Annotated in this window: 25 protein-coding genes and 1 pseudogene; 10 read left to right on the forward strand and 16 right to left on the reverse strand. The window is 72.3% G+C overall.

From position 1 onward, the window contains the following. Nucleotides 1-6 precede the first annotated feature (6 nt). From ACIPPM_RS28090 to ACIPPM_RS28110, 5 genes are all read right to left on the reverse strand, one after another. Complete coding sequence (locus ACIPPM_RS28090; protein WP_401452774.1) at nucleotides 7-1209, reverse strand: acetylornithine transaminase; 1203 nt, start codon at nucleotides 1207-1209, stop codon at nucleotides 7-9. Beyond that, nucleotides 1206-2120, reverse strand: coding sequence for an acetylglutamate kinase (gene argB / locus ACIPPM_RS28095; RefSeq protein ID WP_401452776.1), 915 nt, complete (start codon nucleotides 2118-2120; stop codon nucleotides 1206-1208). Before argB ends, ACIPPM_RS28090 begins: the two co-directional genes overlap by 4 nt. Then, nucleotides 2117-3268, reverse strand: coding sequence for a bifunctional glutamate N-acetyltransferase/amino-acid acetyltransferase ArgJ (gene argJ, locus ACIPPM_RS28100; RefSeq protein WP_401452778.1), 1152 nt, complete (start codon nucleotides 3266-3268; stop codon nucleotides 2117-2119). Before argJ ends, argB begins: the two co-directional genes overlap by 4 nt. Then, the gene (gene argC / locus ACIPPM_RS28105) at nucleotides 3265-4293 is read right to left on the reverse strand and encodes an N-acetyl-gamma-glutamyl-phosphate reductase (protein ID WP_401453110.1); all 1029 of its coding nucleotides are present in this window, start codon (nucleotides 4291-4293) and stop codon (nucleotides 3265-3267) included. The genes argJ and argC overlap by 4 nt, the downstream gene beginning before the upstream one ends. Nucleotides 4294-4391: 98 nt before the next feature. Beyond that, nucleotides 4392-5375: a helix-turn-helix transcriptional regulator gene (locus ACIPPM_RS28110; protein ID WP_401452780.1), complete on the reverse strand. Its 984-nt coding sequence runs from the start codon at nucleotides 5373-5375 to the stop codon at nucleotides 4392-4394. A gap of 64 nt (nucleotides 5376-5439) precedes the next feature. Between ACIPPM_RS28110 and ACIPPM_RS28115 the strand changes: the two genes are divergently transcribed. Beyond that, nucleotides 5440-5910, forward strand: coding sequence for a hypothetical protein (locus ACIPPM_RS28115; protein ID WP_401452782.1), 471 nt, complete (start codon nucleotides 5440-5442; stop codon nucleotides 5908-5910). A gap of 46 nt (nucleotides 5911-5956) precedes the next feature. Here ACIPPM_RS28115 and ACIPPM_RS28120 read toward each other — a convergent pair. Further along, nucleotides 5957-6097, reverse strand: a pseudogene (locus ACIPPM_RS28120) (deoxyxylulose-5-phosphate synthase); the annotation flags it as partial. Nucleotides 6098-6595: 498 nt separating this feature from the next. Between ACIPPM_RS28120 and ACIPPM_RS28125 the strand changes: the two are divergent. Next, complete coding sequence (locus ACIPPM_RS28125) at nucleotides 6596-7336, forward strand: VOC family protein (protein ID WP_401453112.1); 741 nt, start codon at nucleotides 6596-6598, stop codon at nucleotides 7334-7336. 4 nt (nucleotides 7337-7340) lie between these two features. Here ACIPPM_RS28125 and hchA read toward each other — a convergent pair whose 3' ends face one another. Next, nucleotides 7341-8213, reverse strand: a complete 873-nt coding sequence (gene hchA / locus ACIPPM_RS28130; protein ID WP_401452784.1) for a glyoxalase III HchA — start codon at nucleotides 8211-8213, stop codon at nucleotides 7341-7343. Between the two features lie 132 nt (nucleotides 8214-8345). On the opposite strand from hchA, the gene ACIPPM_RS28135 reads away from it, so the two are divergent. Beyond that, nucleotides 8346-10223, forward strand: coding sequence for a GMC family oxidoreductase (locus ACIPPM_RS28135; protein WP_401452786.1), 1878 nt, complete (start codon nucleotides 8346-8348; stop codon nucleotides 10221-10223). On the opposite strand, the gene rox is transcribed toward ACIPPM_RS28135, so the two are convergent. Continuing rightward, the gene (gene rox, locus ACIPPM_RS28140) at nucleotides 10174-11646 is read right to left on the reverse strand and encodes a rifampin monooxygenase (protein ID WP_401452788.1); all 1473 of its coding nucleotides are present in this window, start codon (nucleotides 11644-11646) and stop codon (nucleotides 10174-10176) included. The two genes, ACIPPM_RS28135 and rox, sit on opposite strands and share 50 nt — an antisense overlap. Nucleotides 11647-11950: 304 nt before the next feature. Here rox and ACIPPM_RS28145 point away from each other — a divergent pair, with 304 nt between their 5' ends. Genes ACIPPM_RS28145 through ACIPPM_RS28155 form a run of 3 tightly spaced genes read left to right on the forward strand, consistent with a single transcriptional unit; the run spans nucleotide 11951 to nucleotide 13542 of the window. Continuing rightward, nucleotides 11951-12823 carry a helix-turn-helix domain-containing protein gene (locus ACIPPM_RS28145; RefSeq protein ID WP_401452790.1) on the forward strand — a complete coding sequence of 291 codons (873 nt, stop codon included), beginning with the start codon at nucleotides 11951-11953 and terminating at the stop codon, nucleotides 12821-12823. Between the two features lie 33 nt (nucleotides 12824-12856). Beyond that, nucleotides 12857-13099, forward strand: coding sequence for a hypothetical protein (locus ACIPPM_RS28150; RefSeq protein WP_401452792.1), 243 nt, complete (start codon nucleotides 12857-12859; stop codon nucleotides 13097-13099). Beyond that, the gene (locus ACIPPM_RS28155; protein ID WP_401452794.1) at nucleotides 13087-13542 is read left to right on the forward strand and encodes a DUF6314 family protein; all 456 of its coding nucleotides are present in this window, start codon (nucleotides 13087-13089) and stop codon (nucleotides 13540-13542) included. Before ACIPPM_RS28150 ends, ACIPPM_RS28155 begins: the two co-directional genes overlap by 13 nt. Here ACIPPM_RS28155 and ACIPPM_RS28160 read toward each other — a convergent pair. Together ACIPPM_RS28160 and ACIPPM_RS28165 are read right to left on the reverse strand one after the other, a co-directional pair. Further along, nucleotides 13524-14117: a histidine phosphatase family protein gene (locus ACIPPM_RS28160; protein WP_389004714.1), complete on the reverse strand. Its 594-nt coding sequence runs from the start codon at nucleotides 14115-14117 to the stop codon at nucleotides 13524-13526. The genes ACIPPM_RS28155 and ACIPPM_RS28160 overlap by 19 nt on opposite strands. A gap of 124 nt (nucleotides 14118-14241) precedes the next feature. Beyond that, the gene (locus tag ACIPPM_RS28165) at nucleotides 14242-15675 is read right to left on the reverse strand and encodes a PLP-dependent aminotransferase family protein (protein WP_401452796.1); all 1434 of its coding nucleotides are present in this window, start codon (nucleotides 15673-15675) and stop codon (nucleotides 14242-14244) included. Here ACIPPM_RS28165 and ACIPPM_RS28170 point away from each other — a divergent pair. Next, nucleotides 15674-16585 (forward strand): DMT family transporter, encoded by a 912-nt coding sequence (locus tag ACIPPM_RS28170; protein ID WP_401452798.1) that lies wholly within the window; start codon nucleotides 15674-15676, stop codon nucleotides 16583-16585. The genes ACIPPM_RS28165 and ACIPPM_RS28170 overlap by 2 nt on opposite strands. A gap of 19 nt (nucleotides 16586-16604) precedes the next feature. Continuing rightward, the gene (locus tag ACIPPM_RS28175; RefSeq protein ID WP_393915494.1) at nucleotides 16605-16802 is read left to right on the forward strand and encodes a DUF1918 domain-containing protein; all 198 of its coding nucleotides are present in this window, start codon (nucleotides 16605-16607) and stop codon (nucleotides 16800-16802) included. A 25-nt stretch (nucleotides 16803-16827) separates the two neighbouring features. On the opposite strand, the gene ACIPPM_RS28180 is transcribed toward ACIPPM_RS28175, so the two are convergent. After that, complete coding sequence (locus ACIPPM_RS28180; RefSeq protein WP_401452800.1) at nucleotides 16828-18087, reverse strand: glycoside hydrolase family 10 protein; 1260 nt, start codon at nucleotides 18085-18087, stop codon at nucleotides 16828-16830. A gap of 169 nt (nucleotides 18088-18256) precedes the next feature. Here ACIPPM_RS28180 and ACIPPM_RS28185 point away from each other — a divergent pair, with 169 nt between their 5' ends. Both ACIPPM_RS28185 and ACIPPM_RS28190 read left to right on the forward strand, forming a co-directional pair. Beyond that, nucleotides 18257-19129, forward strand: a complete 873-nt coding sequence (locus ACIPPM_RS28185) for a 3-hydroxybutyryl-CoA dehydrogenase (protein ID WP_401452802.1) — start codon at nucleotides 18257-18259, stop codon at nucleotides 19127-19129. Nucleotides 19130-19324: 195 nt separating this feature from the next. Further along, the gene (locus ACIPPM_RS28190) at nucleotides 19325-19582 is read left to right on the forward strand and encodes a hypothetical protein (RefSeq protein ID WP_389004720.1); all 258 of its coding nucleotides are present in this window, start codon (nucleotides 19325-19327) and stop codon (nucleotides 19580-19582) included. Here the strand turns inward: ACIPPM_RS28190 and ACIPPM_RS28195 are convergent. The 5 genes from ACIPPM_RS28195 to ACIPPM_RS28215 all read right to left on the reverse strand — a co-directional run bounded on the left by ACIPPM_RS28195 (nucleotide 19576) and on the right by ACIPPM_RS28215 (nucleotide 26833). Then, entirely contained in the window at nucleotides 19576-20115 is a 540-nt protein-coding gene (locus ACIPPM_RS28195) for an NUDIX hydrolase (protein ID WP_393596441.1), read from the reverse strand. The two genes, ACIPPM_RS28190 and ACIPPM_RS28195, sit on opposite strands and share 7 nt — an antisense overlap. 97 nt (nucleotides 20116-20212) lie before the next feature. Further along, nucleotides 20213-21553 carry a transcriptional regulator gene (locus tag ACIPPM_RS28200; protein ID WP_393596440.1) on the reverse strand — a complete coding sequence of 447 codons (1341 nt, stop codon included), beginning with the start codon at nucleotides 21551-21553 and terminating at the stop codon, nucleotides 20213-20215. Between the two features lie 392 nt (nucleotides 21554-21945). After that, on the reverse strand, nucleotides 21946-24459 hold the full coding sequence (pheT, locus tag ACIPPM_RS28205; RefSeq protein ID WP_401452805.1) for a phenylalanine--tRNA ligase subunit beta: 2514 nt from the start codon (nucleotides 24457-24459) through the stop codon (nucleotides 21946-21948). Continuing rightward, nucleotides 24459-25580, reverse strand: a complete 1122-nt coding sequence (gene pheS, locus ACIPPM_RS28210) for a phenylalanine--tRNA ligase subunit alpha (protein ID WP_401452807.1) — start codon at nucleotides 25578-25580, stop codon at nucleotides 24459-24461. Before pheS ends, pheT begins: the two co-directional genes overlap by 1 nt. 137 nt (nucleotides 25581-25717) lie before the next feature. Then, a complete protein-coding gene (locus ACIPPM_RS28215) occupies nucleotides 25718-26833 on the reverse strand; it encodes an ATP-binding protein (RefSeq protein ID WP_401452809.1) in 1116 nt (371 codons plus the stop codon). Nucleotides 26834-26903: the final 70 nt, after the last annotated feature.

The raw sequence follows: 26903 nt of genomic DNA on the forward strand, positions 1-26903 counted from the left end.
GTCGTCTCATTCTCGGGGTCGTCCGTCCTCATCGTCTGCGCTCGCGTCGAGGATGCCGGGCAGCGCCTGGAGGAAGGCGTCCACCTCGTCGTCGCGGAGGTTCAGCGGGGGCATGAGCCGTACGACGTCGGGGGCGGGCGCGTTCACCAGGAACCCGGCCTCCTGGGCCGCCGCCTGCGCGCGCGCCGCGTGCGGCCCGGTGAGCACGATACCCAGCAGCAGGCCCGCACCCCGGACATGGTCGACCAGCGGGTGGCCCAGTGCCTCGATCCCGGCGCGCAGGGCCTCGCTCTGCCGCTTGGCGTTCGCGAGCAGGCCCTCGTCCTCGATGGTGTCGAGGACGGCGAGTCCGGCGGCGCAGGCGACCGGGTTGCCGCCGAAGGTGGTGCCGTGCTGGCCGGGCTGGAGCAGGTCGGCGGCGCGGCCGAAGGCGAGGGTGGCGCCGAGCGGCAGTCCGCCGCCGAGCCCCTTGGCGAGGGTGACGACGTCGGGCAGTACGCCCTCGTGGGCCTGGTAGGCGAACCAGTCGCCGGTGCGGCCGACGCCGGTCTGCACCTCGTCCAGCACGAGCAGCGCGCCGGTCGCGGCCGTGATGGCGCGGGCGGCCTTCAGGTAGCCGGGCGGGGGCACCACGACCCCGTTCTCGCCCTGGATCGGCTCGATGATCACCATGGCGGTGTCCGGGGTGACGGCGGCGGCGAGGGCCTGCGGGTCGCCGTACGGGACGTGTGTGACGTCGCCGGGCAGCGGGCGGAACGGCTCCTGCTTGGCGGGCTGGCCGGTGAGGGCGAGGGCGCCCATGGTGCGGCCGTGGAAGCCGCCGTCGGTCGCGACCATGTGGGTACGCCCGGTCAGTCGGCCGATCTTCAGCGCGCCCTCGTTGGCCTCGGCGCCGGAGTTGCAGAAGAACACCTTGCCGTCCCGGCCGAACAGCCGCAGCAGGCGCTCGGCGAGGGCGACGGGCGGCTCGGCGACGAACAGGTTGGAGACATGGCCGAGGGTGCCGATCTGCTCGCTCACCGCGCGGACGACCGCCGGGTGGGCGTGCCCGAGGGCGTTGACCGCGATACCGCCGACGAAGTCCAGGTAGCGCTTGCCGTCGGCGTCCCAGACGGCGGTGCCCGCGCCTCGGACGAGGGGAAGCCGCGGGGTGCCGTAGTTGTTCATGAGGGCGCCCTGCCAGCGGGCGGTCAGTTCCTCGTTGCTCATGACTCCCCCGGGGTGTCCGGCTCGTCGGGCACGACCATGGTGCCGATGCCCTCGTCGGTGAAGATCTCCAGCAGGATCGAGTGCTGGACGCGGCCGTCGATGACGCGGGCGGTGCGCACGCCGTTGCGTACGGCGTGCAGGCAGCCCTCCATCTTGGGCACCATGCCCGAGGAGAGTTCGGGCAGCAGTTTCTCCAGCTGGGTCGCGGTGAGGCGGCTGATCACCTCGTCGGAGTGCGGCCAGTCCTCGTAGAGGCCCTCGACGTCGGTGAGGACCATGAGGGTTTCGGCGCCCAGCGCAGCAGCGAGTGCCGCAGCCGCCGTATCAGCATTGACGTTGTAGACATGTCCGTCGTCCTGGGAGCGGGCGATCGAGGAGACGACCGGGATGCGGCCGTCGGCGAGCAGGGTCTCGATGGCGCCGGTGTCGATCTCGGTGATCTGGCCGACGCGTCCGATGTCGATGAGTTCGCCGTCGACCCTCGGCCGGTGCCGGGTCGCGGTGATGGTGTGGGCGTCCTCGCCGGTGAGGCCGACGGCGAGCGGCCCGTGCTGGTTGAGCAGGCCGACCAGCTCGCGCTGCACCTGCCCGGCGAGCACCATCCGTACGACGTCCATGGCGTCCTCGGTGGTGACACGCAGGCCCGCCTTGAACTCGCTGACGATGCCGTGCCGGTCGAGGGCGGCGCTGATCTGGGGGCCGCCGCCGTGCACGACGACGGGCCGCAGCCCGGCGTGGCGCAGGAAGACGACGTCCTGGGCGAAGGCGGCCTTGAGGCTCTCGTCGACCATGGCGTTGCCGCCGAACTTGATGACGACGGTGCGGCCGTGGTGGCGGGTGAGCCAGGGCAGCGCCTCGACCAGGGTCTGGGCCTTGGGCAGCGCGGTGTGCTTCCGCGCGGGTGTGCTCATGAGCTGTACGCGCTGTTCTCGTGGACGTAGTCCGCGGTCAGGTCGTTGGTCCAGATGGTGGCGGTCTCGGTGCCCGCGGCGAGGTCGGCGACGATGTGGATCTCGCGGTAGCGCATGTCGACCAGGTCGCGGTCCTCGCCGATCGAGCCGTTCCGGCAGACCTGGACACCGTTGATGGCGACGCCCAGCCGGTCCGGCTCGAAGGCGGCCGTGGTGGTGCCGATGGCGGAGAGCACGCGGCCCCAGTTGGGGTCCTCGCCGTGGAGGGCGCACTTGAGGAGGTTGTTGCGGGCGATGGAGCGGCCGACCTCGACGGCGTCCTCCTCGCTGGCCGCGTTGATCACCTCGACCTTGATGTCCTTGCTGGCGCCCTCGGCGTCGCCGATGAGCTGGCGGCCGAGGTCGGCGCAGACCTCGCGGACCGCGTCGGCGAACTCGTCGTAGCCGGGGGTGATGCCGGAGGCGCCGGAGGAGAGCAGCAGCACGGTGTCGTTGGTGGACATGCAGCCGTCGGAGTCGACCCGGTCGAAGGTGACCTTGGTGGCGGCGCGCAGGGCCTTGTCCAGCTCGGCGTCGCTGAGGTCGGCGTCGGTGGTGAGGACGACCAGCATGGTGGCGAGGCCGGGGGCGAGCATGCCCGCGCCCTTGGCCATGCCGCCGACCGTCCAGCCGTCCTTGCTCACCACGGCGGTCTTGTGGTGGGTGTCGGTGGTCTTGATGGCGAGGGCGGCCTTCTCCCCGCCGTGCTCGCTCAAGGAGGCGGCGGCCGTCTCGACGCCGGGCAGCAGCTTGTCCATGGGCAGGGTCACGCCGATGAGGCCGGTGGAGCAGACGGCGACCTCGATGGCGCCGCGTCCGAGGACCTCGCCGACCTTCTCGGCGGTGGCGTGGGTGTCCTGGAAGCCCTGGGGGCCGGTGCAGGCGTTGGCGCCACCGGAGTTGAGGACGACGGCGCTGACCTGGCCGCTCTTGAGGACCTGCTCGGACCACAGCACCGGGGCGGCCTTGACGCGGTTGGCGGTGAAGACGCCGGCGGCGGCTCGGCGGGGGCCGGTGTTGACCACGAGGGCCAGGTCGGGGTTGCCGTTCTGCTTGATCCCGGCGGCGATGCCCGCCGCGGTGAATCCCTTGGCCGCTGTGACGCTCAAGGCGCGACTCCGATCGTGGAAAGCCCGGTGGTCTCGTCGAGTCCGAGGGCGATGTTCATGCTCTGTACGGCACCGCCCGCGGTGCCCTTGGTCAGGTTGTCGATGGCGCTGATCACGATGACCCGGCCGGTCTCCGCGTCCAAGGCGGTCTGCACCTGGACGGCGTTGGAGCCGGTCACGGCGCCGGTGACGGGCCACTGCCCCTCGGGCAGCAGCCGGACGAACGGCTCGTCGGCGTACGCCTTCTCGTAGACCGCGCGGACCGTCTCCGCGGTGACTCCGGCGCGGGCCTTGGCGCTGCACGTGGCGAGGATGCCGCGGGGCATCGGCGCGAGGGTCGGGGTGAAGGAGACGCTCACCCGCTCCCCGGCCGCCGCGCTGAGGTTCTGGATCATCTCGGGGGTGTGCCGGTGCCCGCCGCCGACGCCGTACGGGGTCATGGAGCCCATGACCTCGCTGCCGAGCAGATGCGCCTTGGGTGCCTTACCGGCCCCGGAGGTGCCGGAGGCGGCGACGATCACGGCCTCGGGCTCGATGATCCCGGCGTCGTGGGCGGGGAAGAGGGCGAGGGAGACGGCGGTCGGGTAGCAGCCCGGTACGGCGATGCGCTTGGTGCCCTCCAACGCGGCACGCGCGCCGGGGAGTTCGGGCAGGCCGTAGGGCCAGGTACCGGCGTGCGGGGAGCCGTAGAACCGCTCCCAGTCGGCGGGGTCCGTGAGCCGGAAGTCGGCGCCCAGGTCGATCACGAGGACGTCCGGGCCGAGCTGCTCGGCGACGGCGGCGGACTGTCCGTGGGGCAGCGCCAGGAACACCACGTCGTGCCCGGCGAGCGCCTCGGCGGTCGTCTCCGCCAGCACCCGGTCGGCGAGCGGCGCGAGCTGCGGCTGCAGCTCCCCCAGCCGTCGCCCCGCGCTGGAGTGCGCCGTCAGCGTGCCGACCTCGACCCCGGCATGCCCGAGCAGCAGTCGCAGCAACTCCCCACCCGCATACCCACTGGCCCCGGCCACCGCCGCGCGCACCACCATGTCAGCCTCCTTCATTGGCATGACTATACGTAGCGCTGCACTTTTATGCAATCACTTGTACGAGAGGGCGGCTCGGGGGTGTGGAGGGGGATGGACGGTCACGGGGCGACCGTCCGGGGTGTGTACAGCGCCGCCATCGCTCGCGTCGATGCCGTCATGCGGTCCCGGAGTTCGGGTGGCGCGAGGACCTCCACCTCCGGGCCCAGGCGCAGCAGTTCCGACTCGGCGTGGTCGAGGTTCTCGACGGGGATGGTGGCGCGGTGGCGGCCGTCGGGTTCGCGTTCGCCCCGGTCCACGGCGTCGATCACCGCCCGCGCCGCGAAGTCCCGCAGCCGGGCGATACCGGCCGGAGAGACGCGTATCTCCGCCTCGCCCTGCCACAGCCGCTCCTGGAGCGCCGCCGAGTGGGCCTGCCAGTGGCGGGCCAGGTCGAACCCGGCCGGGGGGTCGAACGTCTCGTCCAGTCGCTCCAGGGCGAGAATCTGTCCGATCCGGTAGGTGCGGAGATCGCCGTCGGCACGGGCGACGGTGTACCAGCGTCCGGCCTTGAGCACGATCCCGTACGGCTCCAGCCGCCGGTCCACCTCCCGCGGGGCGTTCCAGCGGCGGTAGCGGACCCGGATCGCGCGGCGTTCCCACACCGCGGCCGCCACCGCCGTCAGGTGCGGCACCTCGTCCGCCTCCCGGTACCAGCCGGGTGCGTCGAGGTGGAAGCACTCGCGGATGCGGCGGCTCTGCTCCCGCGGCCCGACGGACAGTGCCGCCTCCAGCTTCAGTTCGGCGGCCGCCAGTACCGGGCCGAGGCCCAGCTCGGCCGCCGGTCCCGGGAGGGCGGCCAGGAACAGGGTCCGTGCCTCGTCGGGTGTCAGCCCGGTCAGCCGGGTGCGGTAGCCGTCCAGCAGGGCGTAGCCGCCCGCGTGGCCCGCCTCGCCGTAGAGCGGGATGCCCGCCGCGCTCAGCGCCCGCACGTCCCGGTACACCGTGCGTACGGACACCTCCAGCTCGGCCGCCAGCTCGTCGGCGGTCATCCGACCACGGTTCTGGAGCAGGAGCAGCAGGGAGAGGAGTCGACCGGCGCGCATGGCCGCGAATCTACGCGGGTCTCCTGACAGCAGGTGTCAGGAGACCCGTCCTAACGTCTGCCGCATGACCGACAACGACTTCGCGTTCTTCACCGGCACCTACGACGTCGCCAACCGCTGGCGCAAGGGCTTCCTGGACCCCACCGAGGGCGACGACCGCTGGGAGGAGTTCCCCGGCGTCACCCGCGCCTCCGTCCACTTCGACGGCGCCGCCAGCTTCGACGAGATCGAGTTCCCGACCAAGGGCTTCTCCGGCCTGACGCTGCGGCTGTACGACCCGGAGACCGCCCAGTGGTCCCTGTACTGGGCCAGCAAGCGCACCGGCACCCTCTTCCCACCCGTCACCGGCGGCTTCGGCCCGGACGGCACCGGCGTCTTCCACGGCGACGACGAGCACGACGGCCACAAGGTCCGCGCCCGTTTCGTCTGGTCCGGCATCACCCCGGACCACGCCCACTGGGAGCAGGCGTTCTCCCTCGACAAGGGCCGGACCTGGCTCACCAACTGGCACATGGACTTCACCCGCCGAGCCTGACCGCTACGGCAGATCCCGCTGCCCGAGGGCCGTGGCGACCGAGGTGCCGCCGAGGCGCGGCGAACGCCGACCCCGCGTGGATCAAGGGCCCGGCACAACTCGGACAGGTCCGCCTCGCCCTGTCGTACCACTGCTTGTACGAGACACGGCAGGAGAGGCAGACGTAGGAGGTCTTTCCGTGGGGCACCGGGCCGGCTCAGAGATCGGTTCCGGGCGGGGCTGCCGCTTTTCGGCGCGGGCGTCCGCGCTGAGCGAGCGGCTGTCGGAGGAGTTCGGGGGGCCTTGTCCTCTCGACGGGTCGATGCAGGACGCCAGCTGCTACTTCGCGGTGGGCGTGCCTGCCGCCCGCACCGAAGCCGGGGTCGGTCTCGGCATCCGGCTGAGCAACTACGGGTGGCTCGCCACGGTGGTCACGTCCATACCCGACAGCCACGCCGACTTGGACGACGCCGTCGCAAAGGGCGCTCTGTCGGGGGCGGATCGTCGGCGGGTCGAGAGCGCGCTGACGGAACTGGGGTACCGACTCGTCCCCTGGCGGCTGCTGCGGCTGCGCTACGAGGGGCTGCTGCCCTGGCTCAAGGACCTCCGGAGCCAGGACGGCGCGGCGACCTGGTGGGCCAGGTTCTTCGATTACCTGCGATCAGCCCGCCGTCGCCCTCGGCGACCCGTGCATAGGATCACCGGCATGGGACTGCGACCTGTGCACGTCAATATCAAGGCCGTTGACGCCTCGGTGGTCGGGCGGTTCTGGGCGGAGGCGTTGGGGTGGGTCGCCTACACGCCCGGTGCGACGACCTACGTAGGGCCTCCCGGCGGCCTGGTCTGGCCGGACCCGGTCGTCGTCGGGGTGGATGTCGTACCCGTGCCGGGGCGCCGGACGGCGGCGAAGAACCGTACGCATCTCGATCTCGCGACGACCTCCCTGGCACACCAGGCGGAGCTGGTCGCGCGGCTGGAGGGTCACGGGGCCACGCGTCTCGACATCGGGCAGGGTGACGTGCCGTGGACGGTGCTCGCCGATCCCGAGGGGAACGAGTTCTGCGTACTGGAGCCTCGGGAGCGGTACCGGAACACCGGGCCGATCGCGGCGGTGGTCATGGACTGTGCCGAGCCGCGGGCGATGGCCCGGTTCTGGGGTGGGGCGATGGGCTGGACCGTGCAGCGGGAGACCGATGACCTCATGCTGCTGCGGTCGGCCGACGGCACGGGTCCGTACCTGGAGCTGTTCCGGTCGCCGACCGCGCACACGGCGCCCGACCGGGTCCATCTCGACCTCCTCCCCGACCCCGGCGGCGACCAGGCGGCGGAGGTGGCCCGGCTGAAGGCTCTCGGCGCCACCGGCCTCGACCTCGGCCAGGGGGACGTCCCGTGGACGTGCCTCAGCGACCCCGAGGGCAACGCGTTCTGCGTGCTGGCGCTGCCCTGACGGCTCAGTCCTTCGCCGCCTCCACCAGTACGTCCGCCGACAGCAGCCCCAGCGCGTTGGAGGCGAGCGGGCTGTCGCCGGTGAGGAGTTTGCGGTCCTGGTGGGTCTGGCCGGTGATGTCGGAGTTCAGGACGGTGACGCCCTGCCGCTCCAGCAGATCGGCGACCAGCCAGCGCAGCCGCCCGGGGAGGTAGCCCATCTCCAGGTTGGCGCCGGTGTCGAGGGCGTCGGGGAAGACGCACAGGGAGTAGCCGTCGAAGGGCGACTCGTCCTTGCCCCGGGCGGCGGCGAGCAGCGCGGCGGGGCCGTGGCAGAGGGTGATGACGTACTTGTCGTTGGCGAGCGCCCAGTCCAGGGTCTCGGTCACGTCCTCGCTCTCCGCGAGCCCGATCACCGCTCCGTGTCCGCCGGGGATGAAGACGGCGATGTAGTCGGACTCCGGACCGAGCTTGTCCGCGACCACCTCGGACAGTTTCAGCGGCTGCTTCAGCTTCGGTTTGATCGCCTCGTAGGTCTCCATGACGGCCTTGTCCTCTTCCGGCATGGCCCACAGTTCCAGCTTGACGGGGTTGCCGCTGAGGGTGGCCACGTCGACGTCGAAGCCCGCCTCCATCATGTGGTGCAGCGGGAGCAGCATCTCGACGGGATGGTTGCCGGTGGAGAAGAACTTGCCGTCCTCGGTGAGCAGATACCGCTCGTCCGTGCCGATCATCAGCACCTTCCACCGCCCGCCGGTGTAGGCGTTCTTGTGCTGGACGCCGTCGAAATCGGTCTTGGGCGATGTGTACTTGCTCAGCGAGTACGGGGAGGGGAAGAACGCGTTGTCCTCGGCCGGGTCCGGAGCCGGGTCCTTGCTCGGGTCGGTCGCGTCGGACATGGGAAACCTCCTTCTGGCAGGGGAAACCTCCTTTCCTCCAACGTAGACACCGCACCGGGCACCCGCATGATGTGGCGGGCGCCGCCCCAGGGGTGCAGAGTGGCCGGGGGGAGCGCGCGTGGAGGAGCGAGGATGCCTCAGCAGCCACCGGAAACCGCTCAGGAATTTGACTTCGTCGTCGTCGGCTCGGGCGCGGGCGGCGGCCCCCTGGCCGCCAATCTCGCCCTGGCCGGTCACCGGGTCCTGGTGCTGGAGGCGGGCGACGAACACGACTGCCAGTACTACTCGATCCCGATCATGCAGGCGTTCGCCAGCGAGGACCCCGACATGGCGTGGAGCTTCTTCGTACGCCACTGGGACGACCCGGCGACCCGGCGTGCGGACCGCAAGTTCACCGGCGCCGAGGACGGTGTGCTGTACCCGCGCGGCAGCTCGCTCGGCGGCAGTACGACGGTCAACGCGCTGATCATGCTGTTCCCGCAGGGCAGGGAGTGGCAGCGGCTGGTCGAGCTGACCGGTGACACGGGGTGGAGCGCGGAGGCGATGCGTGAGCGCTTCCAGCGCCTGGAGAACTGGCAGGGCCAGGACGCCGAGCCGCTCCCCGGCGACACAGCCGCCGAGCGGGACGCCAAGTCCCGGCACGGCAAGGAGGGTTGGCTCGGCACGACCAGGGCCGCACCGTCCCTGGCGCCCCGCGAGCCCCGCTTCCTCGACATCATCGGCGCCGTGGAGCGTACCGCCCGCGACCGCTTCGGCATCCCCGACGACGTGCCCCTCCCCCGCGACCCGAACGCGGCCGACACCCCGCCGGACTTCCAGGGCATGGGCTTCATCCCGGTCTCGGTCGACGACGGCGCCCGCAACGGCACCCGCGAGCGGCTGCTCGATGTCCGCCACCGGGTCGGAGACCTCCTGACGATCAGGACGAACACCCTGGTAACCCGGGTGCTGTTCGACGGCGACCGGGTGGTGGGCGTCGCGTACCGCGAGCAGCGGCGCGCGTACGGCGCCTCGTCGGACCGCACCTGCCGGCTGCGCCCGGACGCGGCGGACCGGGACGAGGACGAGGTGACCGAGGGGACGGCGTACGCCCGCAACGAGGTCATCCTGGCCGGGGGCACCTACAACACCCCGCAGCTCCTGATGCTGTCCGGCATCGGGCCGCGCGAGGAACTGGAGCGGCTCGGCATCCCGGTGCGCGTGGACGCACCCGGCGTGGGCCGCAATCTGCACGACCGATACGAGGCGTCGGTGGTGGCCGAACTCGACCAGGACTACCCACTGTTCGAGGGATCGACACTGAACGTCCCGCTCGCGGGCGAGAAACAGGACGAGCTGATCAGCGAGTGGCACACCGACCGGGGCGGCCCCTACGGCACCAATGGCCAACTGGCCGCGCTCATCGGCAGGTCGAGCGTGTCCGACGGGGACTCCGACCTGATGCTGCTGGCGATGCCGGTCGACTTCCATGGTTACTACCCCGGTTACGCCGAGGAGGCCACCCACGGCCGGGACCGGCTGGGCGTGGTCGTGCTCAAGGGTCACACCAAGAACCGGGGCGGCTCGGTGACCCTGCGCTCGACCGATCCCACCGAGCCGCCCGAGATCCGGTTCCGCTACTTCGCCGAGGGCACACCGGGCTGGGAGGAGGATCTGGACGGCCTGGTCGACGGGTTGCGGATAGCCCGGGACGTGATCGCCAACGCCGGCGACGCGGGCGTGCGGGGCGAGCTGGTCCCCGGGCCCGAGGTCCGGACCGACGACCAGCTCAAGGAGTGGGCGCGGACCCAGTCCTGGGGCCATCACGCGTGCGGCACCGCCAGGATCGGCACCGAGGACGATGAACTGGCGGTGCTGGACGGCGACTTCCGGGTGCGCGGGGTGGAGGGACTGCGGGTGGTGGACGCCTCGGTGTTCCCCGACATCCCCGGCCTGTTCATCGCGTCCGCGGTCTACCTGGTCAGCGAGAAGGCGAGTGAGACGCTGACGGCGGAGTATCCGGCGCCGTGACGCCGAACCACTTGGGCAGGTGCGCGAGCAGTTCCTCCTGGCTCTCCCCCGCCCAGGCGACATGACCGTCCGGACGCAACAACACGGCGGGTACGTCGAGTTCGTCGCTGACGTCGACAAGGTGGTCCACGCGGTCGGCCCAGCCCTCGACCGAGAGGCGTCCGGTCTGGTCGAGGAGGAGACCGCGGGCGTGATGCAGGTGCTCGTAGAGGCGCCCCTGCTTCAGCTGGACGTCCCGTAGCCGCCTGCCGAGGAGTTCATGGCCCTCGCCCAGGTCGTAGCGGAGGTCGACGGCGGTGATCATGCCGGTGATGTGACGGTTGACCTCCTCGAAGTCCATGAGCCGGGAGAAGAGTTCGCGCAGCGCGGTGGCGCCGGGGTCGGTGCCGAGGAGGGTCATCGCGGCGCGGGTGGTCGCGAGGACGCGGGCGCCGACCGGGTGGCGTTCGGTGTGGTAGCTGTCGAGCAGGCCGTCCGGTGCCCGGCCGTGCACCTCGGCGGCCAGCTTCCAGCCGAGGTTGAACGCGTCCTGCACCCCGAGGTTGAGCCCCTGGCCGCCGGCCGGCGGGTGGATGTGGGCCGCGTCACCGGCCAGCAGGACCCGACCCACGCGGTACCGCTCGGCCTGCCGGGTGGCGTTGCCGAAGCGGGACAGCCAGCGGGGTGAGTGCACGCCGAAGTCGGTCCCGGCGACCGCCCGCAGCTGCCGTCGGAACTCCTCGAGGGTCGGCGGGGTTGACCGGTCCTCGGCGACACCGTCGGCGGGCACGATGACGCGGTACAGGCCCTGCTGGCCGTCCACGTCGGGCGAGAGCCCGAAGCGCAGCTCCGTCTTGCGGACCTCTTCCACGACGGCGGCGATCGTCGCCGGGTCCTCGCTGGCCTCCATGTCGCCTAGCAGGGTCTCGACCGTGGCGGGCTCACCGGGGAAGCCGATGTCGAGCAGCCCGCGTACCGTGCTGCGGCCGCCGTCGCAGCCGACGGCGTACCGGGCACGCAGGTCGGTGCCGTCGGCCAGTCCCACGGTCACGCCGTCCGCGTCCTGGGTCAGCGCGACCACCTCCTGGCCGCGCCGGATCTCGGCGCCGAGTTCACGGGCCCACGCCTCCAGCAGCCGCTCGGTGACCGCCTGCGGGGTGGCGAGGCCGTACGGGTGCGCGGTGTCCAGCCGGTCCGGCCACGGCTTCATGATGCCGCCGAACAGCCCGCCGACCTGGAACTTCTCGCTCTCCGCGAGGAACCTCCCCAGCAGACCCCGCTGGTCCATCACCTCGACGCTGCGCGCGTGCAGGCCGCGTCCGCGGGACTGGCTGCTCGGCTCGGCCAGCCGCTCCAGCACGACGACCTCCACCCCGGCCAGCCGCAGTTCCCCGGCCAGCATCAGCCCGGTCGGCCCGCCGCCGACCACGATCACGTCAGTCATCCACCCACCCATCGAAGAATTGGAACGCGATCCGGAGGAACTACGCGTATTCCACTAACGCGCCATTTCCGTCACTCGCGACCGCGGCCGCCCATTCTGCGACACCACCGGGGCCTTGCCGCAAGGCCCCCTGTGCGCTATATCTTGAAAGTGGCAAGGAGACCCAAGAGCTCCTTGCCTTCGTTGTTTCCTGGGCTGTTTTCCGGGCCCCGCCCCCCACCCGACAGAATCGGGCACGGATTGTCGGGTGCCGGGTTCCCCCTCGCACCTAGCGTTCCCGGTGTCAGAAGGAAGGGAACGGGGCGTGCTGGAACGGTTCAACCAGGCCATGGAGCACATCGAGCTGGGACTCGACGAGCATGTCGATCCGGAGGAGTTGGCGCGGGTCGCGGGTACGTCGGTGTACCACCTGCGGCGGCTGTTCTCCGCGCTCGCCGGGATGCCGCTGTCGGAGTACGTCCGGCGCAGGCGGCTCACGCTCGCGGCCGCCGAGGTGGTCGCGGGGCGGGAGACGCTGCTCGACATCGCGGTGCGCTACGGGTACGGCTCGGGCGAGGCGTTCGCCCGGGCGTTCCGGGCGATGCACGGCGTCGGCCCGAGCGAGGCCCGGCGGGCCGGTGTCACGCTCAGCTCACAGCCCCGGATGTCCTTCCGCCTCGTCATCGAAGGGAACAGCGGAATGCGACACCGCATCGAGCACAAGCAGGAGTTCGGCGTGGTCGGGTACAAGGCCCGAGTGCCACTGGTGCACGCCGGACCGAACCAGGCAATCATGGACTTCGTCCGGGGGATCGACCAGGAGGACCTGCGGCGGCTGGCGAAGCTGTCGGACCAGGAACCGGAGGGGATCGTCGCGGTCTGCGACGACCTGGACCCGAGCCGGGCCGAGGGCACGGAACTCGACTACTACCAGGGTGTGATCACCTCGGCCTCCGCCCCCGAGGGCACGAGCGCCCTGACCGTCCCGGCCGGCACCTGGGCGGTGTTCACGGTCTCCGGGCCCATGCCGCAGGCGGTCCAGACGCTGTGGCGGGACGTGTTCACGCAGTGGTTCCCGTCGAACCCGTACACGAGCCGACCCGGCCCGGAGATCCTCCGGGTCCGGCCGACCGGGGACGGGGACGGCAGCGAGGCGGACGCGGAGCTGTGGCTGCCGGTCGAGGCGGCGGTCGAGTGACCCTGTCGGAGGGCGGCCCGTAAGCTCAGCCGTATGAATGCGTGGGTGCCCTACCTGATCCTCCTCGGCGGGCTCGCGGTGGTGCTGGGGGCCCTGACCTGGCTGGCCCGGTTCGTGCGGCGGCGCGGGGGCGGAGGCGGGGTGCTCGCGGCGTACGAGGAGGCTTTCCGGGCCACCGGTCATGTCGCGCATCACGAGGTCAGGGCGCAGGCCCGGCGGAAGCGGCCGGTCGGGTCGCCCGACGGGCCGCGCGGAGGGTCCCGGTGGACGCGGTGAGCGACGGCGGTCGGCTGCCCGTTCCCGATGTGCTCGGGTTCCTCGCCGGGCGCTGGCGGGTCACACGGACCGTGCGGGATCTCGCGGGCGCGGACGAGGGGCACTTCGAGGGGCACACGACCTTCGCGCCGGTGCCGGACGGGCTGTTGCACGAGGAGGCCGGGGAGTTCACCTGGCAGGGGGTGACGCGGCCCGCCACGCGAACGCTGCGGTTCGTGCCGGGGTCGGTGCCGGGTACGGCGGAGGTGCGGTTCGCGGACGGGCGGCCCTTCCACGACCTGGACCTGCGCGGCGGGCGGCACATCGCCGGGCACCCTTGCGCGGCCGACTTCTACCGGGGCGAGTTCACCGTCACCGACGCCGACCACTGGCGTTCGGTGTGGCGGGTCGGCGGGCCGAAGAAGGACCTCGTGCTCACCACGGACTACGTGCGCGAGGGCTGAGGGGACACCGCGTCCAGCCGCAGGGTCCAGCGGCCCGCGCGCCCGGCGACGGTGATCGTCGAGAGCGGGCGCACGTCGATGCTCCAGAAGGCGGACGGCGGCGCCTGGAGGGCGTAGACCAGGGCCGCGCGGATCACGGAGGGTTCGGCCACGGCGACGATGCGGGCGTGGTCGTCGCCGGGCCGGGTGTCGAGCCAGCCGCCCACCCGTGAGATGAACGCGAGCATCGACTCGCCGCCGTGCGGGCTGGCCCTCGGGTCGGCGAGCCAGGCGTCCACCGCCTGCGGCTCGCGGGCCATCGCCTCGGCCACGGTCAGCCCCCGCCAGCGCCCCATGTCGCAGTCGCGCAGGGCGAGTTGGGCGAGGGGGGCGTAGCCGAGCGCGTCGCCGGTGGCGCGGCTGCGCGGGGTCGGGGAGCAGTAGCGCAACTCGGCCGCGGCCAGCGGCAGCAGGTACCCCACCGAGCGCTGCACCTCGTCCCAGCCCGCCTGGTCCAGCGGCCGGTCGTCCTGGAACCGCTCCGCGTGCGACGGGGAACCGTGCGCTGCGGCCACGAACGTCACCCGAAGTGGCATGCCGTGATGGTGATCCCAGGACGGGGGGCGGTCAAGAGTCATGGCCCCGGCCACTCGGAGGGTGACCGGAAAACATCGCCCCGACTGTCTCAACGCCCCCATTTCCGCAGCGACTTGAGTGACTTCAATGCACTTCGTCCCACGCCGCCCGCAGCCGCCGCACCCCCTCCGCGATCTCCCCGGTACCCGCGACCGCGGCGAAGCTCAACCGGATGTGGTTCGCCGGGGGTTCGGCGCTGAAGTAGGCGCGACCAGGGGTGATGGAGATGCCCGCGCGGAGGGCGGCCGCGGTCAGGGCCGCCTCGGTGACGCCCTCGGGCAGCCGGAGCCAGAGATGGAATCCGCCCAACGGAATGTGCGGCAGGGCGAGTTCGGGCAGGCGCAGGCCGAGCGCCCCGGTCATCGCCTCGCGCCGTACGGCCAACTCGGCCGACAACGAGCGGAGATGGCGCGGCCACGCCGGTGAGCCGACGAGTTCCAGCGCCGCCTCCTGGAGTGGCCGGGGCACGAAGAAGCTGTCCACGATCTGGATGGCGCGCAGGCGTTCCAGCACCGGCCCGCGCGCGGCGAGGGCGGCCACCCGGAAGCTGGGCGAGGTCGCCTTGGTGAGCGAGCCGACGTGCACGACGACACCGTCCGGGTCGTCCGCCGCCAGCGGCCGGGGCAGCGGGGGCGCGTCGGCGTGCGCGAGGCGGCGTACGTAGTCGTCCTCGATGACGAAGGCGCCCGAGGCGCGGGCGATGCGCAGCACCTCGGCGCGGCGGTCGGGGGCGAGCACGGCGCCGGTCGGGTTCTGGAACAGGGGCTGGCAGACGAAGACGCGGGCGCCGGTGGCGCGGAAGGCGTCGGCCAGCAGGTCGGGGCGTACGCCGTCGGCGTCGACCGGCACCGGTACGGGCCGCAGACCCGCCGCGCGGGCCAGGTCCAGCATGCCGGGGTAGGTGGGCGACTCGACCAGGACCGGTGCGCCGGGCGGGGCGAGCGCGCGCAGGGCGGTGGCCAGCGCGGCCTGTCCGCCCGCCGCGATCAGCACCTCGGCGGCGGTGACGGAGCCCCCGATGCCGCGCGCGAACCACTCCCGCAGCTCGGGCAGCCCCTCCAGCGGCGGCCGCCCCCAGGCGCCGGGCCGCCGTCCCGCGCGGGCGAGGGCCGCGGCCATGGCCTGCTCGGGCTGGAGGCCGGGGTGCGGGTAGCCGCCGCTCAGCTCCAGCACGCCGGGCGGCGGCGCGGGCAGCGACACCATCACCCCGGAGGCGTCCACGGTGCGGGGTACGACGTCACCGGCGGCGTCGGCGCTCAGCGCGACCTCCTGCCAGGAGGTGTCCCCGGCGGGCGGAGCGGCGGCGCGCGGCCGGGCCCGGAAGGCGCCCGCACCGGGCCGGGTGACGACCAGGCCCTCGGCGGCGAGCTGGGCGAGCGCCCGCGAGACGGTCACCGGGCTGACCCGGAACCGTTCGACCAATGCCCTGCTCGACGGCAGCTTTCCGCCAGGTGAGTAGCGGTCCAGCTCCCTCCGCAGCTGTTCCGCCAGCTCCCGCCCACTGCTACGCTCATTCATGAGAGCACAGAGTAGCGCTACCGATGCGACCCCGATAGCAGTCACCGTGCCCCACGAGCCCCTGCTCCTGGGCACCGGGCAGGCCGCGCTGGGCGTCGTCGCCTTCTCCCTCACCTTCCCCGCCACCGCCTGGGGCCTGGAGAGCTTCGGCCCCTGGTCACTCGTGGGGGTCCGGGGTGTCCTCGCGGCCCTGGTCGCGGGCGCCTGCCTGCTGCTCCTGCGGGTGCCGCTGCCCGAGGCCCGCCATCTGCCGGGGCTCGCGATGGTCGGGATCGGCACGGTGCTCGGCTTCCCGCTGCTGACCACGCTGGCCCTGCAGACCTCGACCACGGCGCACGCGGCCGTCGTCGTGGGCCTGCTGCCCCTGACCACGGCCGCGATCTCCGCGCTGCGCACCGGCGTACGCCCCTCGCGCCGGTTCTGGACAGCCGCGCTGGCGGGCGCGGCGGCGGTGGTCGCGTTCACGGTCGTCCAGAGCGGCGGCGCGCTGACCCGGGCGGACGCCTATCTCTTCGCGGCGCTGCTGGTGTGCGCGGCCGGATACACCGAGGGCGGACGGCTGGCGCGGGTGATGCCGGGCTGGCAGGTCATCGGCTGGGCGCTGGTGCTGTGCCTGCCGCTGAGCGCGCTCGGCGCCGCGCTGGCGCTGGGCCACGAGCCGGTACGGCTCACCGCGCACGGGGTGGCGGGGGTGCTGTGGGTCGCGGTGGGCTCGCAGTTCCTCGGGCTGCTGCTCTGGTACCGGGGCATGGCGGCGGTCGGCGTCCCGCGGGCCAGCCAGTTGCAGTTGGCTCAGCCGCTGCTCACACTGGTGTGGTCGGCACTGCTACTGGGCGAGCACGTTCCCGCGGCGGCACCGCTTACCGCGCTCGCCGTGCTCGTGTGCATCGCCGTCACCCAACGGTCGTGACCGTGAGGAGGGCCTGACAATGCACGCGTCGAAGGGCGACCACCTTGTCCAGCACGGACGAGTGGTCGGCCAACACGATCAGGTCACCGAAGTGGTCGAAGTGATCGGCGAGGAGGGCGAACCGCCCTACCGCGTCCGCTTCGAGGACGGGCACGAGGCCATCATGTCGCCCGGCCCGGACTGCCAGGTCCGCCACCACGAGGACGAGACGAACTAGCCGTACGAGACGGACGGCAACGGGGTCAGCGCGGGGGTCTCGCCGGCCGGCCGTAATGGTCGGCGACGACCCTCGCCATCGCGCCCAGCGGATCGCGGGCGACCTCCTGGGCGGCGAAGAAGACATGCCCGCGCACCTGCGGATACTCAGCGGCCAGCGTGAGATGCCGGGACAGCTCGGCGGGGTCCTGCCAGGCCGGGGGCTGCCCGGCCGCGCCCGCCTTGTACAGCGCCTCCCCCACGTACAGCCGGGTCCGGGTGTCCGCCGCCTGCGCCGCCCACCAGTCGACCAGCTTCGCGTAGTCGGCGGCGGGGAAGCCGATGTTCCAGTAGATCTGCGGGACGATGTAGTCGATCCAGTGCGCGCGGACCCATTTCCGGGTGTCCGCGTACAGGTCGTCGTACGTCTGCACGCCCGCCCGGGTGTCGGAGCCGAGCGGGTCGGTGGCGGCGTTGCGCCACACGCCGAAGGGGCTGATCCCGAAGCGGGTGCCGGGCCGGACCCGCCGGATGCCCGCCGCGACCTCCCGCACCAGCCGGTCGATGTTGTCGCGCCGCCAGGCGGCCCGGTCACCGAAGCCGCCCCCGTACATGTCGTAGGCGGCGTCGTCGTCGAAGGTCTGCCCGGCGACGGGATACGGGTAGAAGTAGTCGTCGAAGTGGACGGCGTCCACGGGATAACGGGCGACCGCGTCCAGCATGGCCCGGCGCACGAAGCGCCGGACCTCGGGCAGGCCGGGGTTGTAGTACAGCTTGCCGCCGTACGGCACGACCCACTCCGGGTGCCGCCGCGCCGGATGCTCCGGGACGAGGCGTGTGGGGTCGGTGTGGTTGGCGATGCGGTACGGGTTGAACCAGGCGTGCAGCTCCAGGCCGCGCGCGTGGGCCTCGCGTACGGCGGTGCCCAGCGGGTCCCAGCCGGGGTCGCGGCCCTGGGTGCCGGTGAGGTACTCGGACCAGGGCTCGTACGGGGAGGGCCACAGGGCGTCGGCGGTGGGGCGCACCTGGAAGATCACGGTGTTGAGCCGCGCGGCCACCGCCCGGTCGAGATGGGCGATCAGCTCGGCCCGCTGCTCCTCGGGTGTCAGCCCCGGCCGCGAGGGCCAGTCCCGGTTGGCCACGGTGGCGAGCCAGACCCCGCGCATCTCCCGGCGGTGCCGCCCGGAGGCGTACGCCGGGGCGCTCCCGGCCGCCGTGGTCAGGGCGGCCAGCACCCCGAGGGCGACGGTACGCCGCGAGACGGCCCCCGCCGCAGAACGCGCACCGGACATCGCACGAGCCGCCATCCGTACCTCCCACACGCTCCGAGTCCGCCCCGTGACGGATCGTCCCGGAGGCGCGGCTTGTCCCTACCCCGTCGATCGATCATCGATACTTGGCGGTAACGTGCACGATCGGAGCAGGCACCGAAACCGGACGTCCTGCACGAGCCGGAGAACCAGCGAAGGGGACGATGTGACGGACTTCCGAGCCGGAGACATCTCGCGCGTCGGAGTCGTGGGCTGCGGCCAGATGGGCGCGGGCATCGCCGAGGTGTGCGCACGCGCGGGACTGGACGTGATGGTCGCCGAGACCACGGGCGACGCCCTGGAGTACGGCCGTACCCGGCTGTACAACTCGCTGGCCAAGGCCGCGGAGCGCGGCAAGATCAGCGAGGAGGAGCGCGACTCGGCCCTCTCCCGGCTGAGCTTCACCACCGACCTGGGCGAGTTCGCCGACCGCGATCTGGCGATCGAGGCCGTGGTGGAGAACGAGCAGGTGAAGACGGAGATCTTCCAGGTGCTCGACCAGGTGATGACGCGTCCCGACGCGATCCTGGCCTCCAACACCTCTTCCATCCCCCTGGTGAAGCTGGCGGTCGCGACCTCACGCCCCGACCATGTGATCGGCATCCACTTCTTCAACCCGGCCCCGGTGCAGAACCTGGTCGAACTGATCCCGGCCCTCACCACCTCCGAGGGCACCCTCAGCCGGGCCCAGATCTTCGCGGAGAAGGTCCTCGGCAAGCACGCCATCCGCGCCCAGGACCGCTCCGGCTTCGTCGTCAACGCCCTGCTGGTGCCGTACCTCCTCTCCGCGATCCGCATGTTCGAGTCCGGTATCGCCAGCCGCGAGGACATCGACAACGGCATGGAGATGGGCTGCGCCCACCCGATGGGCCCGCTGAAGCTCTCCGACCTCATCGGCCTGGACACGATCGTCTCGATCGCCAACTCGATGTACATGGAATACAAGGAGCCCCTCTACGCGGCTCCCCCGCTGCTCCAGCGCATGGTCGAGGCGGGCCGCCTGGGCCGGAAGTCGGGCTCGGGGTTCTACTCGTACTGAGTGCGCGCAGCACACAGGGACCCACCACATGGGCCCGGCACCCATAGGTGCCGGGCCCATGTGTTTCACACTCCGTGTGTGTCACGGGCTCGCATATGCCGTTCGCACACGCTCCCCCCGGGGCTGTCGGGGCGGTTGACTCTGCGTGCAGGGGATGCGGAGTCGTCCCGTCCGACCATGGAGAGGAGTGGACCCGTGACCGTCGAACCGGAGCAGGCCGTGGTTCACGGAGAACTGGCCGAGTTACGCCGCCGCCTCGACGTCGCCTACGCGCGCGTCGAAGGCGGGCTGGCACTGCTCAGTCACCGTACCGAGGAGACCGCCAAGGAGCTCGACGAGCTGAACTCCCGGGTGAAGTCCCTCGAACACGCCCGTTGGCCACTGACCTCGATCGCCGCGCTCACCGCCCTGGGCGCGCTCGCCGTCGCCGTCTGGCAGGCGCTGGCTCACTGACCGTCGGCGAGCCGGAGATGGTGCAGCAGGAGTAACGCGGCCGCCATGTTGGCGGCCGGGACCTCCCCACGGGCGATCATGTCGGGGACGAGCTTGAGCGGGACCCACTCACGGCGGTCCGACTCGAAGTCGTCCACCGGATGACCGGTGTACTCCCCCTGCTCGGACCAGTAGACGTGGTGCCGGGCGTCGGTGAGGCCGTTGGACGGCTCCACGCTCATCAGGTGGTGCAGAGGCCCCGGCCGCCAGCCGGTCTCCTCCTCCAGTTCCCGCGCGGCCGCGGTCATGATGTCCTCGCCGTCCTCCACGACCCCCGCGGCCAGTTCCCAGCCCCAGCTGTCGGTGATGAAGCGGTGCCGCCACAGCAGCAGGACCTCGTTGGCCTCGTTGACCACCGTGGCGACGGCGACCGGCCGGAGCCGGATCAGGAAGTGGTCCAGATGTGAGCCGTTGGGCAGCTCCACATCCGCCAGATTGACGCTGAACCAGCGGTTCGCGTACACAGTTTGTTCGTTCTGTTTCGTCCACTGCACGGTTCTGCCACCTTCCGCCGAGTAAGTGGCAATATCGCAGCAGGGACTATTCCCGGCCTACAGGGCGCTCGCTTCGGCGACGCGCGCCCCCCGCCCGTTACAGCGGTACGCGCAGCGCGCCGTCGATCATCTCCGCCGCGTCCGCGGTCCCGGCCGAGCCGCAGCGCACCAGATACTCGCGCACCGCCCGGAGCCGGTCGCGCAGCCGCTGGGACTCCATGCCGCGCGCCTGCTCGGCCATCTGCACGGCGGTCGCCACCGCCTTGTCGGCGTTGCCCTGCCGCAGCTCGATCGTGCTCAGCATCGCCAGCCGGTGCACCCGGCCCCGGTCGTGCGCCGGGGTGTCCACGGCCGCCGCCGCGTGCTCCCGTGCGGCCGACAGCTCCCCGAGGCTCAGCAGCGCCTCGGCCACCTGGACGTTGACCAGACCCGGCTGCACGTACCCCGTCTCGTCCGGTTCGGTGCCCGGCCGGATCTGCCCGGCCGCCGTCTCCGCCCGCCGGATGCCGGACAGCGCGCCGCCTCCGTCGCCGAGATGCGCGTACGCCTTGGCCTGCATCGCGTACAGGTCGGAGGCGAGCGCCGGGGTGATGTGACGGCCGGCCGTCCGCAGCGCCGCCTCCGCGAAGGCGACCGCCTGCCGGTACTCCCGCATGAACAGCGACTGGTTGACCAGCAGCGCTATCACGTACGCCCCCAGCCCCCGGTCCCCGCTCGCCTTCGCCAGCCGCAGCGCCTGGTGGAAGTAGCGCTGCGCCAGCCCGTGCGCGTCGGAGTCGTAGGCGCAGATGCCCGCGATGGCCACCAACCCACCCGTGGCGCGGTGCAGTTGACGGCCGGTGTGGTCGGGGTAGCTGCCACGCAGCAGCGGCGCGGCCTCCGCGTTGAGGAAGCCGACGATGCGGGTACGCGTCGCCACTCCGCCCGCCTTGCGGTACATCTGCTCGTAGTGCGCGCGGGCCGCCCGCAGGGTGCCGATGTCGGCCTCGGTGACCCGGAGTTGGCCACCGCGCGAGACGTCCACGTCCTCCGGCGGGTTCTCCCACTCCCACACCGGCATCACCGCGGGCGTACCGGTGACGGCGGGGGCGCCCAGGACGTGCGGACGCTGCTGTTCGTCGGAGCGCCACAGCGCGGTGGCCCGCTCCACGAAGCCGGAGAGCGAGCCCGCGTGGGCGGTGGCGGGTTCGCCCGGCACGCCGAGGCCGATGTCGTCCAGCGTGACCGGGCGCCGTAACCGGCCCGCGAGCACCTCGCAGATCAGATCCGGCACCTGGCCGCGCGGCCGCTGGCCCTTCAGCCACCGCGCGACGGCGGTGTGTTCGTATCTGAGCGCGAGACCCCGGCGGCGGCCCGCCTGGTTGACGTGGGCGGCGAGCCCGGCGTGCGAGATCCCCGCCTCGTCCAGGATCGCGTCGAGCAGGGTGTTGGGCTGCATCAGTGGCCCCCCGAGTGGCGTGGTGCCGTAAGCGTAGTGCGAACGGGTTCACACGGGGTGTGAACGGAGTGCGCGCATCCGCGTCCCGCGCGCGCTGTCGGGCATACCGGTCGGACGGCTTCACTTGGTGCCCCGCCTCGCGAGAGGCGGGCCGGGCCGCTCGCTCCCCCTCACAAGGCGGCGGTCCGGCCGAGCGCCCCCGGGTGTCGGGCGGAGCCCCGCATGACACCGCCGCGCGGAACCGGTACCGCGTCGCCGGTACGGCCATCAGGCCACCGGCCCGCGTTCGCGCGGCGGCAGCCGGGCACCCGGCCCGGTGGGCGCCGGGAACGGCGCCGGCCGGTCACGGATCGAGTCCGTGACCGGCCGGTGCCTTCGGCTTCTCGCGGGGATCAGCCGCGCAGCTCCGCGCCCGTACGCTCGTTCGCCAGGGCGATGGCGGCGTCCCGCGCGGCGGACGCCTCGTCCACGGTCAGCGTGCGGTCGGCTGCCCGGAAGCGCAGCGCGTACGCGAGGGACTTGCGGCCCTCGCCGAGCTGCTCCGGGTTCTCGTAGACGTCGAACAGCCGGATGGACTCCAGCAGTTCGCCCGCACCCTCGGCCAGCGCGGCCTCGACCTCGGCGGCGGGCACCGGCTTGTCGACGACCAGGGCGACGTCCTGCGTGGCGACCGGGAAGGTGGAGATCCCGGGGCCCTGCGGGGTGTCGTCGCCGACCCGCTCCAGGGTGTCCAGGTCCAGCTCCATCGCGCAGCCGCGCTCCGGCAGACCGAGGGCCTTGAGCACGCGCGGGTGGAGTTCGCCCGCGTGGCCGACGACGCGCTCGGCGCCGTCCTCGACGACCACCAGCTCGGCGCAGCGGCCGGGGTGCCACGGGCCGTACTGGGCCTTGCGCACGATCAGCTCGGCACCCGCCTCACGGGCGACGGTCCGGGCGGCCTCGACGGCGTCCGCCCAGTCGGCCGGGCGGCCCTCGCCCCACCAGCCGGACTGCTCGCGGGCACCGGCGAGGACGACGGCCACATGGCGCGGCTGCTCGGGCAGCGTGGCGTCCAGGCGGGCGATCTCCTCGGCGGTGGGACGGCGGTCGACGGGCACCGGCCCGGCGACGGCGGCGGTCTCCCGCGGGTGGAAGACCAGGCCGGTCTCGAAGAGCGCCAGGTCGTGCGAGCCCCGGCCGCCGTTGCGGCGCAGCGCGCCCAGCAGGCCGGGCAGCAGCGTGGTGCGGAGCGCGGGCTCCTCGTCGTTGAGCGGGTTGGCCAGCGTGACGACGCGGCGGGCCGGGTCGTCGGCGTCCAGCCCGAGCTGGTCGAAGACCTGCTCGGCGACGAACGGGTAGTTCGGCGCCTCGACGTAGCCCGCCCCGGCCAGGGCCCGGCCGATCCGGCGGTGCAGCCGCTGACGGGGGGTCAGGCCGCGGCCGGAGGGGGGCTTGGGCAGCGTGGAGGGCAGGTTCTCGTAGCCCTCCAGCCGGATGACCTCTTCGGCGAGGTCGTTCGGCTCGGTGAGGTCGGGCCGCCAGGACGGGACGGTGACGATCAGCTCGTCTTGCCCGTACACGTCGCAGCCGATCTCCTGAAGGCGGCGGACGACGATCTCGCGGCCGTAGGTGACGCCCGCGACCTTGTCCGGGTGGTCGGCCGGGATGGCGATCGTGCGCGGCGCGGACGGCGCGATGATCTCCGTGACGCCCGCCTCGGCGGTGCCGCCCGCGAGCAGGACCAGCAGGTCCACGGTGCGCTGCGCGGCAGCGGCGGCGGCCTCGGGGTCGACGCCCCGCTCGAAGCGGCGGGACGCCTCGGAGGACAGCTTGTGACGGCGGGCCGTCCGCGCGATGGAGACGGCGTTGAAGTGGGCCGCCTCCACCACCACGTCGGAGGTGGAGCGCTCGGTGTCGTCGTGGTCGGCGATCTCCGTGTCGGCGCCTCCCATGACACCGGCCAGGCCGATGGGGCCGCGCTCGTCGGTGATGACGAGGTCCTCGGCGTGCAGCGTGCGCTCGGCCCCGTCGAGGGTGCGCAGCTTCTCGCCCTCCTCGGCACGGCGGACCCCGATGGCGCCCTGGACCGAGGTGCGGTCGTAGGCGTGCAGGGGCTGGCCCAGCTCCATCATCACGTAGTTGGTGATGTCCACGGCCAGCGAGACCGGGCGCATGCCGACCTTCTGCAGGCGGCGGCGCAGCCAGATCGGGGACCGTGCCTCGGGGCTCAGCCCGGTGACGGTGCGGGCGGTGAAGCGGTCGCAGCCCATCGGGTCGGCGACCTTGACCGGGTAGCCGTAGGCGTTCGGCGCGGGCACGTCGATGAGCGCCGGGTCGCGCAGCGGCAGGCCGTAGGCGATGGCGGTCTCGCGGGCGACACCGCGGATGGACAGGCAGTCGCCGCGGTTGGCGGTGACGGCGATGTCCAGGACCTCGTCGACCAGCTCCAGCAGCTCGATGGCGTCCTTGCCGGTCTCGGTCTCCGGCGGCAGCACGATGATGCCGTGCGTGCCGTCGTCGCCCATGCCCAGCTCGTCGGTGGAGCAGATCATGCCGTGCGAGGTCTTGCCGTACGTCTTGCGGGCGGCGATGGCGAAGTCGCCGGGCAGGACCGCGCCGGGCAGGACCACGACGACCTTGTCGCCGACCGCGAAGTTGCGGGCACCGCAGACGATCTCCTGCGGCTCACCGGTGCCGTTGGCGGTGCCGACGTCGACCGTGCAGAAGCGGATCGGCTTCTTGAAGCCCTCCAGCTCCTCGATGGTCAGCACCTGACCGACGACGAGGGGGCCCTTGAGGCCGGCGCCGAGCTGCTCGACGGTCTCGACCTCGAGGCCGGAGTCGATGAGCTTGGCCTGTACGTCACGGCCGGTCTCGGACTCCGGCAGGTCGACGTACTCCCGCAGCCAGGAAAGCGGGACACGCATCAGATCTCCATCCCGAACGGCCGGGTGAACCGGACGTCACCCTCGGCCATGTCTCGCATGTCTTCGACGTTGTGGCGGAACATCAGCATCCGGTCGATGCCGAAGCCGAAGGCGAACCCGCTGTACTTCTCCGGGTCGACGCCACAGGCGGTCAGCACCTTGGGGTTGACCATGCCGCAGCCGCCCAGCTCGATCCAGCCCTCGCTGGAGCAGGTGCGGCAGGGGCGGTCGGGGTTGCCGACGGACGCGCCACGGCAGACGTAGCACTCCATGTCCATCTCGGCGGACGGCTCGGTGAACGGGAAGAAGTTCGGCCGCAGCCGGGTCTTCACGCCCTCGCCGAACAGGGACTGGACCATGTGGTCCAGGGTGCCCTTGAGGTCGGCCATGGTCAGGCCCTCGTCCACGGCGAGCAGCTCGACCTGGCGGAAGACCGGGGTGTGCGTGGCGTCCAGCTCGTCGGTGCGGTAGACGCGGCCGGGGCAGATCACGTAGACCGGCGGCTCACGGTCGAGCAGCGAGCGGATCTGCACCGGGGAGGTGTGGGTGCGCAGGACGACGCCGGAGTCGGTGCCGCCGTTCTCGTCGCGCACGAAGAAGGTGTCGGCCTCACCGCGCGCCGGGTGGTCCGGGCCGATGTTGAGCGCGTCGAAGTTGAACCACTCCGCCTCGACCTCGGGGCCCTCGGCGACCTCGTAGCCCATGGCCACGAAGATGTCCTCGATGCGCTCGGAGAGCGTGGTCAGCGGGTGCCGGGCACCGGCCTGGACGCGGTCGTACGGGAGGGTGACGTCGACGTCCTCCTCGACCAGCACGCGGGCGTCCCGCTCGGCCTCCAGCTCCACCTGGCGGGCTGCCAGCGCCTTGTTGACCGCGCCGCGGGCCATGCCGACGCGCTTGCCCGCGTCGGCCTTGGCGTGCGGGGGCAGGGCGCCGATCTCGCGGTTGGCGAGGGACAGCGGGGAGGCCGGGCCGGTGTGGGCGACCTTGGCCTCGTGGAGCGCGTCGAGGGAATCGGCGGCACCGAAGGCGGCGAGCGCCTCGTCCCGCATCCGCTCGATCTCTTCCGGTTTCAACGCCTCGACCTCGACAGGGTCGTACGACTTATTCGGTGCCGACATCTCTTCCCGTGCTTCCGATTGGGGTGGCTGGTGGTCCCGTCACCGCCCGAGGGGGTCCCGGTGGGCCGCGTGCGGACACAAAGGTGCCAGCAGCCGAGTCTAACGGGGACGGGCTGGGCGAATGGCCCGCGGGAGCCCTAGGCCAGGTAGGCCGGGGCGCTCACGGGCAACGTAAATCGGAACTGGGCGCCGCCGCCGGGGGCGCGGCCGACCGTGATGGTGCCGCCGTGGGCCTCGACGATGCCCTTGACGATGTAGAGCCCGAGGCCGGTGCCGCCGCGCTTGCTGCCCCGCCAGAAGCGGGTGAAGACGCGGTTCATGGACTCCTCCGGGATGCCGGGCCCCTCGTCGCTCACGGTGACCGACGTGCCTGTCTCCTCGCCCTCGCGCGGGGACGGGGCGGGCTTGACGTCGATGGTGACAGTTCCGGCGCCGTGGCGCACCGCGTTTTCCAGCAGGTTGCTGAGCACCTGGTCGACCTTGTCGGGGTCGGCCCACAGGGCGGGCAGCGGGTGCTCGACACGGAGCAGGAAGCGGTCGGCGGGCTGTCCGGCGGCGACATGGGCCTGGATGTGGCGGCCGACGGCGGCGGCGGTGTCGACGGGCTGACGGCGCACCTCCAGGCGGCCGCTGTCGATGCGGGAGATGTCGAGGAGTTCGGCGATGAGCCGGGTGACCCGGTCGGCGTCGGCGTCGACGGTCTCCAGCATCAGCCGCTTCTGCTCGTCGGTGAACCGCTCCCACTTGGCCAGCAGGGTGGCGGTGAAGCCCTTGACGGAGGTCAGCGGGGAGCGCAGCTCGTGCGCGACGGTGGCGATCAGCTCGGCGTGGCTGCGCTCGGTGCGGCGCCGGGCGTCGGTGTCCCGGAGGGTGACGACGAGGCGGTGCAGCGGACCGAGGGGTTCGTCGCGTACGAAGCGGGCGGCGACCAGGACCTCCCGGCCGCCGGGCAGCAGCAGGTTCCGCTCGGGCTGCCGGACCCGGATGGCGAGGCCGCCGTAGGGGTCGGTGAGCTGCCACCAGCGGCGGCCTTCGAGGTCCTCCAGCGGCAGCGCCTTCTCCAGCGGCCGGCCGAGGGCCTCGGCGGGGCTGACGGCGGTGATCCGGGCGGCGGCGGCGTTGAACCGGACGACCCGCCCGTGCTCGTCGGCGACGACGAGGCCGTCGGGCAGCTGGTCGGGGTCGATCGGGTCGGCGGGAAACGCGCGCACGTCCCGCCCGTCCGGCGCCGTACTCGTGCCGACGACACTCATCCCCGTACCCCACCTCTCAGCCTGCGCAGGGCCCCGAGTGGGTCACCCTACTAGGCCCTGCCGTCAAATT

Source organism: Streptomyces sp. NPDC090119 (genome assembly GCF_044747085.1).
GTDB lineage: Bacteria > Actinomycetota > Actinomycetes > Streptomycetales > Streptomycetaceae > Streptomyces.

Coding starts and splice junctions, on each gene's coding strand:
- ACIPPM_RS28090 (WP_401452774.1), bottom strand. CDS start 1,209: ATGAGCAACGAGGAACTGACCGCCCGCTGGCAGGGCGCCCTCATGAAC.
- ACIPPM_RS28135 (WP_401452786.1), top strand. CDS start 8,346: ATGCCTCAGCAGCCACCGGAAACCGCTCAGGAATTTGACTTCGTCGTC.
- pheT (WP_401452805.1), bottom strand. CDS start 24,459: ATGCGTGTCCCGCTTTCCTGGCTGCGGGAGTACGTCGACCTGCCGGAG.
- hchA (WP_401452784.1), bottom strand. CDS start 8,213: ATGTCCGACGCGACCGACCCGAGCAAGGACCCGGCTCCGGACCCGGCC.
- ACIPPM_RS28200 (WP_393596440.1), bottom strand. CDS start 21,553: ATGCAGCCCAACACCCTGCTCGACGCGATCCTGGACGAGGCGGGGATC.
- ACIPPM_RS28170 (WP_401452798.1), top strand. CDS start 15,674: ATGAGAGCACAGAGTAGCGCTACCGATGCGACCCCGATAGCAGTCACC.
- ACIPPM_RS28215 (WP_401452809.1), bottom strand. CDS start 26,833: ATGAGTGTCGTCGGCACGAGTACGGCGCCGGACGGGCGGGACGTGCGC.
- ACIPPM_RS28165 (WP_401452796.1), bottom strand. CDS start 15,675: ATGAATGAGCGTAGCAGTGGGCGGGAGCTGGCGGAACAGCTGCGGAGG.
- ACIPPM_RS28150 (WP_401452792.1), top strand. CDS start 12,857: ATGAATGCGTGGGTGCCCTACCTGATCCTCCTCGGCGGGCTCGCGGTG.
- ACIPPM_RS28125 (WP_401453112.1), top strand. CDS start 6,596: ATGGGACTGCGACCTGTGCACGTCAATATCAAGGCCGTTGACGCCTCG.
- argB (WP_401452776.1), bottom strand. CDS start 2,120: ATGAGCACACCCGCGCGGAAGCACACCGCGCTGCCCAAGGCCCAGACC.
- pheS (WP_401452807.1), bottom strand. CDS start 25,580: ATGTCGGCACCGAATAAGTCGTACGACCCTGTCGAGGTCGAGGCGTTG.
- rox (WP_401452788.1), bottom strand. CDS start 11,646: ATGACTGACGTGATCGTGGTCGGCGGCGGGCCGACCGGGCTGATGCTG.
- ACIPPM_RS28115 (WP_401452782.1), top strand. CDS start 5,440: ATGACCGACAACGACTTCGCGTTCTTCACCGGCACCTACGACGTCGCC.
- ACIPPM_RS28160 (WP_389004714.1), bottom strand. CDS start 14,117: ATGCCACTTCGGGTGACGTTCGTGGCCGCAGCGCACGGTTCCCCGTCG.
- ACIPPM_RS28175 (WP_393915494.1), top strand. CDS start 16,605: ATGCACGCGTCGAAGGGCGACCACCTTGTCCAGCACGGACGAGTGGTC.
- ACIPPM_RS28180 (WP_401452800.1), bottom strand. CDS start 18,087: ATGGCGGCTCGTGCGATGTCCGGTGCGCGTTCTGCGGCGGGGGCCGTC.
- argC (WP_401453110.1), bottom strand. CDS start 4,293: ATGGTGGTGCGCGCGGCGGTGGCCGGGGCCAGTGGGTATGCGGGTGGG.
- ACIPPM_RS28110 (WP_401452780.1), bottom strand. CDS start 5,375: ATGCGCGCCGGTCGACTCCTCTCCCTGCTGCTCCTGCTCCAGAACCGT.